Source organism: Serratia sarumanii (assembly GCF_029962605.1).
Lineage (GTDB): Bacteria > Pseudomonadota > Gammaproteobacteria > Enterobacterales > Enterobacteriaceae > Serratia > Serratia sarumanii.
The window spans coordinates 3,052,999-3,065,409 of record NZ_CP124750.1 but is presented as its reverse complement, the minus strand read 5'-3'; the positions used below and the strand labels follow the sequence as shown (position 1 = coordinate 3,065,409).

Below are 12,411 nucleotides of genomic sequence, written 5' to 3'. Positions count from 1 at the left end.
ATGCTTTTGTTATTAATTGAAGGCTTGTTGATTAGAGAATTGAAATTAGATTTCTTGATTATCCCAAGGTAACTACCCTCTTATAACTAATTTACTGATTAGAGTAGCGAGAAAAGATGACGTTAGCTTCACTGGCGCTCTGCAGTGAAAGACAATCTAAAGTATGGTAAGTCCCTTGAACTGAGCCTTGGCTATTTTTATTTGCGTACTGTTCAGCCAGTTTTTCACCTTGTTCAAATGCATCCATCGGCAGTTTACTCAATTCTAAATAGGCGGAAGCGGAACGGAAGGCGTCTTGTTTGGTTCTTTCTGAGTCAGTGGATTTCCCAATGCAGCGGCTGGTTAACCAATTTTTATATAGTGCCTCTTGCGATAAAGCATTAAGCGAGTTTTCAGCAAGGACTACATGGCTTCCGAGCAGCAGAGACATTAAAAAGTACGTGTATCTTCTCATCCGAGATAACCTTTGATATGAGCCGTCGTTTGAGCAACTCTGATATCAGTTGTCGTCTTTCCCTTGGTATTTCTTGATGATGGCTTGCAACGCTTGGCTGTGTACAAGGTCGATGCACTTTGCCATCGTCATCGGCTCCCCAGACATGCTGTCATAGGGCTTTGCCAGAAATTCTTTTGCCAGCGCCCTGACAGCGGTATGCGCTTCCAGAGAATAATCGCCGAATTCCGTGTAACCCCGAGCAGCGGCGGCGGCATCGTTTTTGACTTCTTTTGCTGAGTACCCCTCGGCGATACAAACGCTAAGCGCGTAGTTTTTGAGGTACTCGGCAGGGGAGTAGTCAATTTTTGTCGCTGCATTAGCGTTCAACGTTGCGGCGATGGCCACAGTCAGTAAGATTCTTTTCACTGATTATTTCCGAGGAGGATTTTCATTTATTCTATCCGGATTGTCTTTCACCCAATTATCATTAGGGCGCTGTACATAGTCTTTCGCAAGTTTGTCAAGATCTTTACTATGGTACATATCCATGCACTTCATTAAGTCTAAGCGGCTTTTCCCATCCTTAGCATTGTAATTCTTTTGCAAGTACTGCTTTGTCAGCGCAATGATAGGGGATTCTTCATCACGAATTGCATAGTATGACCACGCATCGATTCCATTCGATGAGGCAATTGCATCTTTGCTGGCTTCTGGTGATGTCTTATAAGCGACTGAAATGCAGTAGGTTAGAGCGATATCTTTATAGTTTTGCAAATAGTTTCTGTATGCTGCCTGCGGTGGCCACTTTTCAATAGGTTCTTCTTGATTTTTCTGTGCTATAGCACAAGTGGCATATAGACAAAAAAAGGAGATAAGGATTTTTTTCATCTTAATACCCAAAAGTTAGCGTAATTTGTTGTATAGCGAGCTTCTGGTTCATTGAAATAACAATGATCATAACAATCGCCGTTCCCATTCCAGAGCGTAGCATGCCCTCCGGCATCGCTCCAACCTGCAATTTCAAACAATATGATCCCCTTCTTTCCTGCTAATTCACCACCACCTGGAGGAGGGAACTTGACTCGAAGGTCGGGTTTGCCCCAGATCTTTGTCAAATAAGCGATAAGATCTTTAACTCTAAAAAAATACCATTGACGATCGGCACCTGATACGGTCTGATCTTTTACATAAGGAATGGGAAAGCCAGATTTATTCAAGATGTAGCTCATGCGTACAGCGCAGGTGTTTTCCCACTTTCCATTAGGCGCAATATTCATGGCTACACGCCCACCGATAATCTCGGCAACATTCTGAGCTGAATATTGCGCGTTATATATTTTAGTGCTTGCAGCCCATGCGGCTGAAAAAATGGGGCGGTTATTATTCATTGTTATTTCCTATATTAGACCCCCGGCCGTAACCGGGGGGCATACAAATTAAGCTTCGCGGTTTTCCTTGATGTTCCAACCTGCGCTGCTTTCGGCGCCTTTGCCGCCTTTGTCGCTCTGCTCCCAGTATTGCTGTTTCACTTTCGCCGCCTGGAAGGAGTAGGTGACGCCCACGGTGTCTTCGCCGCCTGCGCCGGTGTACTGCACGGCGGTGACCAGCACGTCGTCCAGGGTGATTTTAACGTACTCAACCTGAGTACCGCCCGCCTTGCAGACAGACAACTCAACCTTGGTCAGGTGCTTACCGCTGGAGCAATGCTTCAGCAGCGCCGGGGTTGACTTGTCGACCAGCGCGTTAACGTGCAGATCGTTGAAGCACACTTTACCGGCGCCACCGCCGCCGCCAACGCCCATATTGCCCGGTTGAGAAGCGCCCCAGGAGAAAGAAGTAATGTCGGTCCAGCCTTTGTGATTCGAATCTTTAGATTCGCCGCTGGCACCTTCAACTTTCAGGAACATATCAATAGCCATAGTTTCTTCACTCTTTATTAAGGGTTAACAGTAGTATTAACGTTACGTTGAAAAACTCAGGTAATAGCAGCAGGAATTGCAAGTGTGGTAATGCATTACCAATTTATATCCTTGTGCCATGCACCTTATTAAATACCGAAAACTATCGGTACGGGTTACCGAGCCACTATTAAGTGCTAATGGCTCAATGCTTAATTATTTCGCGTTGTCTGGGTTCAATGTATGTTCTGTTTTTTTTCGATCTGCAAGCATGCAGTTAAACCAAACCTCATGCATTTACTGACAAGCCGATGGAACACTAGCTTAATTCCCAAAACCAGACTTCTTTGCAGTTAAAATAGCAATGGGAATGGCAGGTCAATAGCGAGTTTTCTGGTTCGATCAGATCAATGTGTCCGCCATCATAGTTGGTGATCTTATTGAAGAACACGACGCCTTTTTTATTGCCAATACCTTTCTCTGCATCTGGAGCATTAAAGAAAATTTTGGCTTTGCCAAAACTACTGGAGCGATGCAACTGATCGGCCAGCAGTTTGGCTCCAGGTTCTATCGTTTTACCCTTATAGGCGCCTTTTTTGATTGGCAGGCGGCCTTTGAAGCTGATGCCGGCTTTCAACAGCGCAAGGCTCATGCGGACGGCACAGGTATTGGCATAACCAGGGTTTTGCTTTAGAAGCGTATCAAGCTCATAACCAATCTCGGCGTAAACGGCTTCTGCTGCCAAATATCCCGGGCTAGAGTAATCAGAGGAGTAATGGCTGCTTTTTAGCTGACGATATAATGGTTTCATGCTTTGCCTCCTTTGCAGGGGAAGCGAGTCGCCAGAGCCTCTTCAATCAGGGAGGCTGCCCTTTCGTGCAGGCGCGCAGCGGGAAGTTTATTAAAGAATTCGAACACAAACTCCTGCAGAGTGACGGTTTGTAGCTGGCTGTATTGGCACCAGCTTTTTCCTTCCGTCGCGTCCAGCACGCCCAGCAAATAAATCCGCGCTTTCTCTTTTTCCTGTTTATCTGCACTGCGATAGAAACGGAAAAAGTCGCTGCCTGGCAAATTGACATCATCGGAAGTCAAATGCTGTCTCGTTGTCTGCTCTGCGAAAGCTGGCGGCGCGGCGGAGAGCGAGCAGACGACTGCCAACAGCGATGCCAGATAAAACCGTTTTGTCTTCATCTTTCTTTCCCTGTGATGAGGTTAATGTATCAGCCAGGCCGCACTATCGCGGCCTGACTTCAGTCCATCAGGACGCGTCGTTTTGCTTCAGCGAAGGCAGCTTCGACACCAGGCGCAGGGAGACGGTCAGGCCTTCCAGCTGGTAGTGCGGGCGCAGGAAGAACTTGGCGCTGTAATAGCCCGGGTTGTCTTCGATCTCTTCCACCTGCACTTCCGCCGCGGCCAGCGGTTTGCGCGACTTGGTTTCCTGCGAGGAGTTGGCCGGATCGCCGTCCACGTAGTTCATGATCCAGTCGTTCAGCCAGCGTTCCATGTCGTCGCGCTCGCGGAAGGAGCCAATTTTGTCGCGCACGATGCACTTCAGGTAATGCGCGAAGCGGCAGCAGGCGAACAGGTACGGTAGGCGCGCGGAAAGCTGGGCATTGGCGGAGGCGTCGGCATCGTAGTATTCCGCCGGCTTCTGCAGCGACTGCGCGCCGATAAAGGCGGCGAAGTCGGAGTTTTTGCGGTGCACCAGCGGCATAAAGCCGTTTTTGGCCAGCTCGGCTTCGCGGCGATCGCTGATGGCGATCTCAGTCGGGCACTTCATGTCCACGCCGCCGTCGTCGCTCGGGAAGGTGTGGCACGGCAGGTTTTCCACCGCGCCGCCGGATTCCACCCCGCGAATGGCGGTGCACCAGCCGAACTCTTTGAACGAACGGTTGATGTTGGCGGCCATGGCGTAGGCGGCGTTGGTCCAGGTGTAGTTGCCGTGGGTCGCGCCGTCGGTGTCTTCTTCGAAGTCAAACTCGTCCACCGGGTTGGTGCGGATGCCGTACGGCAGGCGCGCCAGGAAGCGCGGCATCACCAGGCCCAGGTAGCGCGCGTCTTCCGACTCGCGCAGGCTGCGCCAGGCGGCGTACTCGGTGTTCTGGAAAATCTTGGTCAGATCGCGCGGGTTGGAGAGCTCCTGCCAGGACTCCATCTGCATCACGCTTGGCGCGGTGCCGGCGATGAACGGGCAGTGCGAGGCGGCGCCGATCTTGGCCATTTCGCCCAGCAGCTCCACGTCCTGCGGGCTGTGATCGAAGTAGTAGTCGCCCACCAGGCAGCCGAACGGTTCGCCGCCGAACTGGCCATACTCTTCTTCGTAGACTTTCTTGAAGATCGGGCTCTGGTCCCAGCCCACGCCTTTATAACGCTTCAGCGTGCGGCCCAGCTCCTGCTTGGAAATGCTCATGAAGCGGATCTTCAGCATCTCGTCGGTTTCGGAGTTGTTGACCAGATAATGCAGGCCGTGCCAGGCGCCTTCCAGCTTCTGGAAGTCGTCGTGGTGAATGATCTGGTTGATCTGCTGCGACAGCTTTTCGTCGATTTCCGCGATCAGCGCCTGGATGGTGCGGTAGGCGTCGGAAGAAACGGTGACGGTGTTTTCCAGCGCCTGCTGCGCCAGGGTTTTCACCGCGTTCTCGACCGCTTCTTTGGCCTGATCGGTCTTCGGCCGGAACTCTTTGTTCAGCAGCGCGCTGAATTCATCGCTGGAAAAAGTCTCGGTGGTCTGCAACGCATTTTGTTGCTGAGGCGAGTTGCTCATCGATTAATCCTCACGCTCGTTGTTTTCGTCGTTAACCGCCGGCTTCGGCGCGTCGGTCAGGGATTGCAGCAGCGCCGGATTTTGCAGGATCTTGGAGATCAGCTCTTCGGCGCCGTTCTTGCCGTCCATGTAGGACAGCAGGTTGGAAAGCTGGGTGCGGGCGTCCAGCAGATTGTCCAGCGCGTCGACCTTGCGGGCGATGGCGGCGGGGGAGAAGTCTTCCATGCTTTCGAAGGTCAGATCGATGTTCAGCTTGCCTTCGCCGGTCAGGGTGTTGTCGACCTGATAAGCGACGCGCGGCTTCAGCGATTTCATGCGCTCGTCGAAGTTGTCGACGTCGATCTCCATGAACTTGCGCTCTTCCACGCTGGCTTGCGGATCGACCGCTTTCCCCACCAGATCCGCCATCACGCCCATCACGAACGGCAGCTGGATTTTGCGCTCTGCGCCATAAATTTCGACATCGTATTCAATCTGTACGCGCGGCGCGCGGTTGCGGGCGATGAATTTCTGCCCGCTGCGGGATTTCGAGTTTGACATGATTTACTCCATCTAATGGCGATTGGGAACGCGCCTCGTCCGGCTGGGAGAGTCAGGTTCTGATTCGGGTCTGCGCAGGGGCAGACGGTATCGGATGCGTCAAGAGAACAAAGGTCGGCGGCTAGCTGTTCTCCTCGTTGTCGGGGCGACCGAGAATGGTCTCCAGTTGGTTAAGCCCATCGGGCGCCAAATCGCGGACGATTTGCATAAAGTCCAGCGTAATCAACCGCTGGACCCGATCGATCATCAGCGGCGCCGGGTGGCTCGGCTCATGAAGACGAAAATAGTTTTTCACCTTGTCCAGCATCAGCTGGGCGTCGTCACGCGACTGGATCTGCGCGCTACGCCAGTTGAGCGGGGCGGTGGCGCTCTGCACGGCGGCGGGTGGCTGCACGGCGGCGGCTTCCGGCGGGGCGTCGGGTTCGGCGGCGGCCGGGGCCTCGCTCTGGCCGGCGAGCGCCACCAGCGAAAAGACCTTGGTGAGCGCGCTCATTTCCGGCAGCGCGCTTTCCCCCAGATGACGGGTCACTTCGCCGCGAATGGCGCTCAGGGTGTTGGCGATGCGCGCCACCAGGGCGCCTTCGGGGCGATCCTGTTGCGCCAGCTCATCCTGCAGCCGTGCGCGGCCGCCGGGAAAGTTGGGGCACTCCTGCTTGCTGCCGTCGAGCAGGGCGCCGGCATCGCGCAGCGAGATTTCACCGGCGGCGCTTTTCAGCAGCGGCGCGGCGCGCACGCTGGCGGCCAGCGCGGCCTTGTCGCCAAGGTCGGCCAGCGCGTTGATGCGAAACAGCGGGTCGGCCTCGCCGTCGAACTCCAGCGGCGGCTGCAGGGCGTCCCAGTAACGGGCCATCGACTGGTGGATCAGCGTCAGCCCGTCGGCGTAGCCCGGCAACCCACGCAGCTGGGTCCAGGCGCGGGTGAGATACAGCATGACGCGCAGGTCTTTGGTGCGCGCCAGCAGCGAGGTCGCTAGGCGTTCGACCTGCACCCAATCCGGCGCTTCTTCCGGGATGATGGTGCTGCCGAACTGTTGTTCGGCCTTGCCGGTGGCGGCTTGTTCCATCGCCAGAAAGTCGGCGTCGTATTCCAGGTTGTCGCCGCAGGGATTGTCCGCGTCGACCGGTGCCAGCAGGGTATCGGTGTCGATAGCCATAAAATTTCCTTCAACGAGCGATGTTAATCAAACATTTGCGGGTACTGGCCGCCGCGGCCGGGGCGCGCCCAGCCGTTGGGCTCGAACAGCAGTGAAAACAGCTGCACGGTGAGGTTGCCGCTGTGCACGTGGGTGTAGAGCGGGTGTCCGTCGGCCTGATTGGTCCACCAGAAACTGGTGTACTGCGCCGGGTCGAAACAGTCGGCGGCCTGTTGCCAGCCGAGGCCCGGCACGTCCGGATGCTGGAAACCGATAATTGACAATATCTCGGAATCCGCTTCCGCCGGCGGGCTGGGCAGCGCCGGGATCGCCTGCAACGTGCGGTCGATCTGCTCGGCGGAGAAACCGTTGCGCACGCCGTTCAGCAGGGTATAACCGAGCTGTTGGTACCAGCTCGCCGCCATGTTCAGCTGTTGCGGCCGCCAATCCTGTTGGCTGAACAGGCGCAGCGCGCAGATCGGGTAGCGTCGCCCGACGCGATCGCGCGCCGGCAACAGGCAACCCATCTGCACGTACGGGCTGCCGAGCGTGGCGGGGATCACGAAGTTCCACACCGGTGCGTTGCTGAACGGGTGGCCGTTCGGCCCCTGCGCATCGCGCTGCAAATTCACCAGCCCGTTATGGAACCAGTGGGCCCAGTTGTTGACCACCGGATCGGGCAGGCGGCGTTGCAGGAAGTCGCCGGCGGAAGGGAGTTTGCCGTACCAGCCGATGCTCGTCGGGGCGCTTGAATCAGTGCTCATGGTCATGTCCTTTCGGGGCTACGGGCACGAGAAGGCCGGCAGTTGGAACGGATTGCGAATGCTGTTGGGCGTGAACTCCAGCGTGACGCGGTGGCCGTCAAGATTGAAGGTCGCCTGACGGCCGAGGCCGCCGGTGCCCGAAGACTGCGCCATATCCACCAGGCGGTTCAGCGCCCACGGCCCGCTGGTCACCAGGCTGGCGGTGGTGCCGTTGGCCAGCGCCAGCTGCAGATGCACCTGGTTGGTATTGCGGGTGCCCGGCCAACTGACCACCAGCGGCACCTGCGGGCCGTGGCTGTATTTGAACAGCTGGCCGTCGATATCCAGCGTCAGGTTGAGGATGTCGTTATCCATCCGCACCGGCCGCACGGTCACGCGGTAAGAGGGCGTCGCGGTACCGTTGGCGAAGAAGGCGTCGCGGATGCGCTGCGCCTGCTGGAAGGAACGCAGGATGCCTTCGCCGCCGGGCAGCGTCTTGCCGTCCACGCCAGGGGTAAAGCGCCAGTTGGCGCGGGTGGTGTCGACCTTGCCCTGCAGGTTGTCGCGGAAGAAGCTGTCCATCAGCCCGCTGTTCGGCGCGAACATGCGCGCCAGATCGTCCGGCGTCACGTCCTGGCGCGCCCGTGCCACCAGCGGATAACGGCCGGCGATCGCCTGGCGGCAGAAACTGCCGACCTCGAAGCTGATGCGCTTTTTCACGTTCTCCATCTCTTTGCGCTGGGTGTCGCTGCTGGCGCCGATCGCCAGCGACAGCAGCATCTGTTTGAACGGCACCGGCAAGCGGCCGGATTCGGCCTGCAGACGCGGGATGATGTCGCTCGGTGGCGCCGACATGCCGCTGTTGGCCGCGCCCTGAACCGCCGTCAGATAGCTGTACAGCTCATCGACCTGCTTGAGCACGCTGTCGAAAGGGATCGCCTTATTGCCTTCGCCCTGGCTTTGCGCTAGCTCCAGCAGCGGCGCGAAGTGCGCCATCACCAGCTGTTCCGGCTGGGCGGATACGTCGCCGTCGGCGTTGGCCGGCCGGTTGGTGAACAGCGCTTCCAGCGTGCGGTTGGCGTTTTGATTCAGTCTGTCTTCGGTTTTGGCCAGCAGCGAGCGGGAGTCGGCGTCGCTTTTCTCGTCGCGCAGGGTGACGTTTTTGCTGACGTTGACCAGCAGGTTACGCATCGGCGACGGGTTGCCGGACAGCAGGCGCGCGCTGCTGATGCGCTGGGTCAGGTTGCCGATGTTGGCCAGTTGGATATCCCCCAGCAGCTCATCCCAGGCGCTGATGAAGTCCTGCATGTACAGCTGGCGGATGGTTTTGGTCAAATCAGCGCTCTTCTGCTCCGGCGTCTGGCTGTTCAACACCCAGACGTCTTCCTTGCGCAGGGTGTCGGTCACCGGATCGATGTTGTCGTTGAACGCTTTCCAATACCCCTGCGAGGTAAACAGGCCCGGCACGCCGTCGGTCACCGGTTTGCCGCTTTTGCGGCTGAACGCCAGCTCGGTCTGCGGGCCGGCCAAATCGACCAGACTGACCGGCTTGATGTCGGTCTGCTTCAGCAGCAGGCGCTTGAGGCGGCCGTAGACGCGCTGCGACAGCGGCGCCCGGTTGATGGCGGCCTGCGCCTGCGCCACCAGCGGGTCGTCTTTGGCGTAAGGCGAGGCCTGGATCTGCGCATCCAGCAGCTGGCCCAAATGCCATTCGATCTGCTGCAGCTGTTTCTGGGTGCTGCCCTGCGGCAGGTTGCGCTGCAGGTTGAGCATCACCCAGGCGCGCAGGAATTTACCGTCGTACTGCTTCGGCAGATACAGCATCTGGTAGGCCTTCAGCGCTTCGTAGCTGAAGTCCGCATCGCCGTGGTTGTCGTTGCGCAGCGTGGTGGCGATCTGTTGCGCCACCTGCGGCAGCAGCAGCTCTTTCAGCGCTTTTTGGTACAGCGCATTGCCGGCGTCGCTCACCTGATCGCCGCGGAACAGCCCCATGCGGTAGGTGAACGGCGGATCGTCCAGCGAAAAGTTTTGGCTGTCCGGCAGGTGCAGCAGGCTGTTGAGGAACGGCAGCAGCGAGAACATGTCGCCGTTGCCCAACTGCGTCAGGTTTTGCCCCTGGCGCTCGACGCCGGGCACCTTGGCGGCCACTTCCGCCAGATAGGCCTTGTTGTTGCCGTAGCTGGTGAACCAGAGCATCGCCAGCACCGCCAGGATCACCGCCAGTGCGATGTAACCCGCCCAGTGCAGGGCGCGGTTGCGGTATTCCCACCAGCGGTTGCTGCCCGCCAGCCCGGATTCCTGGAAAACCACCGATTCCAACGTCTCTTTCAGGAAGAAGCTTTGGCCCTTGGCCGCCGGGATTGGCGCTTCCTGGCCCACGCTGTCCCAGGCCGCGTTGGCCTGCGCCCCTGAGTTTGCCGTCGGCAGCTGCAGATAGCGGTTCAGCTCGCCCATCACCCGGTCGAACGGCAGGCCTTCCTGCGTGCCGCTGGTGAAATAGATGCCGCGCGGGGTAAAGCGGGTTTCAAAACTGGAGGTGGCGAACACCTGCTCCAGGTATTGGCCGAGCAGCGGGCGCAGCGCGGCGAACTCCTGCGGGAACAGGTAGCTTTCGGCGCGCTGGCGCGCGTCGTGCTCCATCAGCAGCGTATCAGGCAGCGCCGCGTCCAGCCGCTGTTGCAGCAGGGCGTATTGCTGTTCGAAAGCGGCGTTCAGGTTGAAGTCCGGCTGCCGCGAGCGCTCGTAAGGGAAGGTGAACCCCCAGATCTGGTCGCGCTGTGCTTTGTCGAAGCTGCCGAAGTAGGCCATAAAGCCGTTGAGCAGGTCGGTTTTGGTGACCAGCACATAGACCGGGAAGTGAATGCCCAGCTGTTCGTGCAGTTCGATCAGGCGTTTGCGCAGCGCGCTGGCCTGGGCGGCGCGCGCTTCGGCGCTGTCGCTCAGCAGATCGGCGACGCTGATGGTCACCATCACGCCGTTGATCGGCTGACGGGTGCGGTATTTTTTCAGCAGCGCGACGAAGCTTTGCCACTCGCCGGCGTCTTCTTCGCGCTGGCTTTCCTGCGTGGTGTAGCGGCCGGCGGTGTCGAGCAGCACGGCGTCGTTGGTAAACCACCAGTCGCAGTTGCGGGTGCCGCCCACGCCGCGCAGCGCGGATTTGCCGAAGCGATCCGCCAGCGGGAAGTGCAGGCCGGAGTTGACCAGCGCGGTGGTCTTGCCGGCGCCGGGCGCGCCGATGATCACATACCACGGCAGCTGGTACAGGTACTGGCGGCTAAAGCGGGTCATCCAGCGGTGTTTGCCGTCGCCCTGGCCCGGTGTGAAGCGCGCCTTTTTCAGCAGCTGCGCCGCTTCGTCGAAGCGCTGCGCCAACTGATCGTCTTGTTTGACCTCGGGCTTGCCGTCTTCCGCCGGCACCGCTTCGGCGGCGCGCAGGTTGCTCAGCAGGCGGCTGTTGAACCAGGCGCTGTAGAGGCGCGGGATCAGGCGGCACAGGAACCAGATCAGGTAGATAACGCCGATGGCGATCTGGCGGTTGAGTTCCGGCTCCAGCGGGCGATAGTCGCCGATGGCCACCAGCGGGCCGATCATCCAGATGATGAACGCCAGCGCGGTAATGCCGACAAAGCCCCACAGCAGGCGGCTGGTGATGATGGAGAATAACGTACTGAGCATTACTTTCCGGTTCCTTGCGGCAAGCCGTTGATTTCCGCCTGGGTATTTTCCGGGGCGACCAACAGCGTAATTTCTACCCGGCGGTTCAACGCGCGGTTCACTTTGTTATCGTTCGGCGCGACGGGATTGCTCTCGCCGCGGCCCTCGGCCTTGACACGCTGCGGGTTGGCGAGGTGCTTTTGCAACCGGGCGCTGACCGCTTCGGCGCGCGCCAGCGACAGCTCCCAGTTGGAGGCGAAACGGGCGCTGCGGATCGGCACGTTGTCGCTGTAGCCGGTGACCAGGATTTTGCCGCTGACGCCGTTCATGGCGGCGGCGATGCGGTCGATAACCGGAATATAGTTGGCGCGCACCGTGGTGGCGGCGGAGTCGAACAGCCCGTCGCCTTTGAGGATTACCACGCTTTGCTGCGCTTCGTCGCGCACCACCACCAGCCCTTCGGCGATCTCTTTGCGCAGGAAGCTTTTCAGGCTCAGCGTCGGCGGTGCGGCCGGCGCCGGGTTACCGATCGCCACCTGCGGCAGATTGGTTTGGTAAATCGCCGCCAGCACCGGGCTGGTGTTGTCGCCCAGCCGCCAGTTGAGGGCGATGAACAGCAGCGAAGCCAGGAAGCCGGTCAGCGCCACGCAGGCCCACAGCGGCACCAGCGGGCGCCACAGTTTCTGCTGTACCGGCAGATCCAGCGCATGGGGCGACAGCGGCGGGGCATAGCCGCCGCGCACCGACCGGATCAGCTGCAGCAGGCGCTGCTTCATGGTTTCCAGCTGCGAGCGGCCGTTTTCCATCACCCGGTAGCGGCCTTCAAAGCCCAGCAGCAGGCAATAATTGATCAGCTCCAGCAGGTTGATGTGCTCGCGCGGGCTTTGCGACAGCTTGGCCAGCAGCTGGAAGAATTTCTCGCCGCCCCAGGTTTCGTTATGGAAGGTCACCAGCAGCCCGCTGCCGGACCACACGCTGTTGCTGCCCCACGGGGTCAGCGCCGCCGCTTCATCCAGCGCGGTGCACAGGCAATAACGCGCGCCGATGATCACCTCGTACGGCAGGTTGGCGCGTTGGCCGCGGATCTCGAAGCGGCGCATTTCGTCGATCAGCTGTTGGCGCAGCTGCGCCGGGTTGGCGTGCGTGGCCGACTGGCGGATCTGCGAAATGGCGTTCAGCAGCGGGTTGGCGGCGTCCACCAGCGGGTTGGCCGCCGGCGCCATGCTATTTTCCTGAGTCATAGG

At 58.7% G+C, this 12,411-nt stretch carries 13 protein-coding genes; all 13 read right to left on the bottom strand.

What is annotated here, in order from left to right:
* Window positions 1–91 precede the first annotated feature (91 nt).
* The 13 genes from SSARUM_RS14600 to SSARUM_RS14540 all read right to left on the bottom strand — a co-directional run bounded on the left by SSARUM_RS14600 (window position 92) and on the right by SSARUM_RS14540 (window position 12,390).
* Window positions 92–430, bottom strand: a complete 339-nt coding sequence (locus tag SSARUM_RS14600; RefSeq protein ID WP_223181965.1) for a T6SS amidase immunity protein Tai4 family protein — start codon at window positions 428–430, stop codon at window positions 92–94.
* A 69-nt stretch (window positions 431–499) separates the two neighbouring features.
* Entirely contained in the window at window positions 500–847 is a 348-nt protein-coding gene (locus SSARUM_RS14595) for a T6SS amidase immunity protein Tai4 family protein (RefSeq protein ID WP_196239299.1), read from the bottom strand.
* An 18-nt stretch (window positions 848–865) separates the two neighbouring features.
* Window positions 866–1,324, bottom strand: a complete 459-nt coding sequence (locus SSARUM_RS14590) for a T6SS amidase immunity protein Tai4 family protein (RefSeq protein ID WP_033653617.1) — start codon at window positions 1,322–1,324, stop codon at window positions 866–868.
* On the bottom strand, window positions 1,321–1,824 hold the full coding sequence (locus tag SSARUM_RS14585; protein WP_071883819.1) for a type VI secretion system amidase effector protein Tae4: 504 nt from the start codon (window positions 1,822–1,824) through the stop codon (window positions 1,321–1,323). The genes SSARUM_RS14590 and SSARUM_RS14585 overlap by 4 nt, the downstream gene beginning before the upstream one ends.
* A 48-nt stretch (window positions 1,825–1,872) precedes the next feature.
* Window positions 1,873–2,355: an Hcp family type VI secretion system effector gene (locus SSARUM_RS14580; protein WP_004961372.1), complete on the bottom strand. Its 483-nt coding sequence runs from the start codon at window positions 2,353–2,355 to the stop codon at window positions 1,873–1,875.
* 298 nt (window positions 2,356–2,653) lie between these two features.
* The gene (locus SSARUM_RS14575) at window positions 2,654–3,145 is read right to left on the bottom strand and encodes a T6SS effector amidase Tae4 family protein (RefSeq protein WP_025159845.1); all 492 of its coding nucleotides are present in this window, start codon (window positions 3,143–3,145) and stop codon (window positions 2,654–2,656) included.
* Window positions 3,142–3,525, bottom strand: a complete 384-nt coding sequence (locus SSARUM_RS14570) for a Rap1a/Tai family immunity protein (RefSeq protein ID WP_049194641.1) — start codon at window positions 3,523–3,525, stop codon at window positions 3,142–3,144. The genes SSARUM_RS14575 and SSARUM_RS14570 overlap by 4 nt, the downstream gene beginning before the upstream one ends.
* Window positions 3,526–3,592: 67 nt before the next feature.
* Window positions 3,593–5,098: a type VI secretion system contractile sheath large subunit gene (tssC, locus tag SSARUM_RS14565; RefSeq protein WP_016927259.1), complete on the bottom strand. Its 1,506-nt coding sequence runs from the start codon at window positions 5,096–5,098 to the stop codon at window positions 3,593–3,595.
* A gap of 3 nt (window positions 5,099–5,101) precedes the next feature.
* Entirely contained in the window at window positions 5,102–5,638 is a 537-nt protein-coding gene (gene tssB, locus SSARUM_RS14560) for a type VI secretion system contractile sheath small subunit (protein WP_033635026.1), read from the bottom strand.
* A gap of 121 nt (window positions 5,639–5,759) precedes the next feature.
* Window positions 5,760–6,791, bottom strand: coding sequence for a type VI secretion system protein TssA (gene tssA, locus SSARUM_RS14555; RefSeq protein ID WP_060423725.1), 1,032 nt, complete (start codon window positions 6,789–6,791; stop codon window positions 5,760–5,762).
* A 23-nt stretch (window positions 6,792–6,814) separates the two neighbouring features.
* Entirely contained in the window at window positions 6,815–7,534 is a 720-nt protein-coding gene (gene tagF, locus SSARUM_RS14550) for a type VI secretion system-associated protein TagF (RefSeq protein ID WP_033647808.1), read from the bottom strand.
* Window positions 7,535–7,552: 18 nt separating this feature from the next.
* Window positions 7,553–11,188: a type VI secretion system membrane subunit TssM gene (gene tssM / locus SSARUM_RS14545; RefSeq protein WP_060430232.1), complete on the bottom strand. Its 3,636-nt coding sequence runs from the start codon at window positions 11,186–11,188 to the stop codon at window positions 7,553–7,555.
* Window positions 11,188–12,390: a DotU family type VI secretion system protein gene (locus SSARUM_RS14540; protein WP_049272050.1), complete on the bottom strand. Its 1,203-nt coding sequence runs from the start codon at window positions 12,388–12,390 to the stop codon at window positions 11,188–11,190. Before SSARUM_RS14540 ends, tssM begins: the two co-directional genes overlap by 1 nt.
* Window positions 12,391–12,411: the final 21 nt, after the last annotated feature.